This window comes from Pseudomonadota bacterium (assembly GCA_038533575.1).
Taxonomy (GTDB): Bacteria; Pseudomonadota; Alphaproteobacteria; order Rhodobacterales; family Rhodobacteraceae; genus Shimia_B.
The window spans coordinates 1-511 of record JBCAYL010000060.1 but is presented as its reverse complement, the minus strand read 5'-3'; the positions used below and the strand labels follow the sequence as shown (position 1 = coordinate 511).

The window sequence follows — 511 nt, the reverse complement described above, 5'->3', positions numbered from 1 at the left end:
GGCGAAGAAATAACGGGAACGAGTGAGATGGCTGAGAACGGATCCGCCAACGGCGTGGCACGCGACGACCGCGAGGCGATGGATGTCGATGTCGTCATCGTCGGTGCGGGCCCGGCTGGCATTTCCGCAGCCATCCGCCTCCAGCAACTCGCGCAGGAGAACGACGAAGAGCTGATGATTGTCGTGCTCGAGAAGGCGTCCGAGGTCGGCGCGCATATTCTCTCGGGCGCCGTCATCGATCCGGTCGGCATCGACGCCCTCATCCCCGATTGGAAGGACAAAGGCGCGCCGATCACGACGGAAGTCACCGACGATCGCTTCATGGTCCTCGGCCCCGCCGCTGACCTGCGCCTGCCGAACTTCCTGATGCCACCGCTGATGTCGAACCACGGCAACTACATCGTCTCGCTTGGCGAAGTGACGAAATGGCTCGGCGAGCAGGCCGAAGCCATGGGCGTCGAGGTCTACGCCGGCATCGCCGTCTTCGTAAAGCACTTCCGAGGCGGCGATG

At 63.6% G+C, this 511-nt stretch carries 1 protein-coding gene; it reads left to right on the top strand.

The features are described 5' to 3' along the window. Positions 1–27 precede the first annotated feature (27 nt). A partial coding sequence (locus AAFM92_17000) for an NAD(P)/FAD-dependent oxidoreductase (GenBank protein ID MEL7302054.1) occupies positions 28–511 on the top strand: 484 nt, incomplete at its 3' end.